2 protein-coding genes and 1 pseudogene are annotated in these 1,342 nt (G+C 61.4%); all 3 read right to left on the bottom strand.

Annotated features, from left to right (window positions below; all coding sequences use genetic code 11):
* On the bottom strand, positions 1 to 171 hold a 171-nt coding region (locus A2I95_RS38555), incomplete at its 3' end, for a WGR domain-containing protein (protein WP_291737670.1).
* 219 nt (positions 172 to 390) lie between these two features.
* Positions 391 to 1,095 (bottom strand): response regulator transcription factor, encoded by a 705-nt coding sequence (locus tag A2I95_RS38550; RefSeq protein ID WP_259989011.1) that lies wholly within the window; start codon positions 1,093 to 1,095, stop codon positions 391 to 393.
* Positions 1,092 to 1,342: pseudogene (locus A2I95_RS38545) on the bottom strand (hybrid sensor histidine kinase/response regulator); the annotation flags it as partial. The gene A2I95_RS38550 and the pseudogene A2I95_RS38545, both read right to left, overlap by 4 nt.

The following is a 1,342-nucleotide window of genomic DNA, read 5'->3' as shown; positions in this document are numbered from 1 at the left end:
GGAAGCCTCGCGCAGATTACCGTAGATGTTGATGACGCTTTGCCCGTTGCCGCCGGCTATGCCCCATTCGCGCAGCACGGAGACCTCGGAAAACAGGTTCATCGCCAGCTCAATCCGGTAGAACCGGGACGGGCGCGAAGGGGCTTGGCGGTAGAGCAGACAGGTGGCCATGGATTGATTCTATGCTAAGCGATTCGCCGCGGCAAGAATCTCTATGCTGCGCTGACAAAAGTGAGACCTCAGAGCGCGGAAGACAGCGCCGCCGCGGCGAACACCAGCTTGGCCAGAATGGACAAGGCCGACAAAATACTGCAGCTGCTTTTTCTTTCGCTCTTCTTGTCTGGAAGAAAGAGCGTCCTGCGGGAAAGTTGGTTTTGTCCCGGAACAGGGTCAGCCCCAGTCCACATCGCCCAAGAAGATGTAGCCCGCGCCATAGATCGTCTTGATCAGACGTGGATTCTTGGGGTCTTCGCGCAACTTAGTGCGCAGGCGGGAGACGCGCACATCCATTGCCCGGTCAAAGCTCTCTCCAGCCGCACCGCCAAGTGCCTCTTGCATCTGGGCGCGGGAGATCAGCCGCTTGGGGCTGTCGAGGAATAACCGCAGAACTTCGCCCTCGGCATGGGAAAACGGGGTTTCGCTGCCTGTTTCATCTTCCAGCAAATAGCGGTCGAAATGTGCGGTCCAGCCGGAGAACCGGGCGGTATCGCTGGCAGGGGCCGCTGTGCGGGGGGCGCTGCGCAGGCGGGCGCGGACCCGGGCGACAACTTCGGCCGGATCAAACGGTTTGGTGATGTAATCATCAGCTCCCAGCTCCAGCCCCGTCACCCGGTCCTGCACCTGGGCACGGCCGGAGATGATGATGACCGCCGCGCCTTGTTCCAGTGCAAGCCGGTGCACCAACGCCAGCCCGTCAGTATCGGGCAGCGACAGATCAACCAGGCAGACATCGGGTGCCATCCGGTTCAGAGCCGCCTCGAATTCGCGCGCGCGCGCGAAGCTTTGGGTACGGAAGCCTGCGTCCTCCAGTGTGCTGGTCAGGATCCGGCGGATTTCCGGCTCGTCATCCAGGATGGTGACCAAGGGCGATGTCATGCGGCGGGCTCCGGTTTGATCAGCGCGGACAGTTGATGCGTGGTGAATGGTTTGCGCAAAACCGGCCCGCATTTCAAGGCCTTGCGGAACAACGGGTCGCTGACGGGAAGGGACGTCATCAGGATGCAAGGCAGGTTTGAGCCGTCAAGCCGGGTGGCCAAGTCGATGCCGGTGGCAGTCCCCTCCAGTTTGATATCCGACAACACCAGCGCGATGTCTGGCAAGTCGGCGGTGAGCGCACTGGCTT

It is taken from the genome of Leisingera sp. F5 (assembly GCF_001593695.1).
The sequence above is the reverse complement of the archived record's forward strand: the minus strand, read 5'-3'. Positions and strand labels throughout refer to the sequence as shown.

Coding starts and splice junctions, on each gene's coding strand:
- A2I95_RS38550 (WP_259989011.1), bottom strand. CDS start 1,095: ATGACATCGCCCTTGGTCACCATCCTGGATGACGAGCCGGAAATCCGC.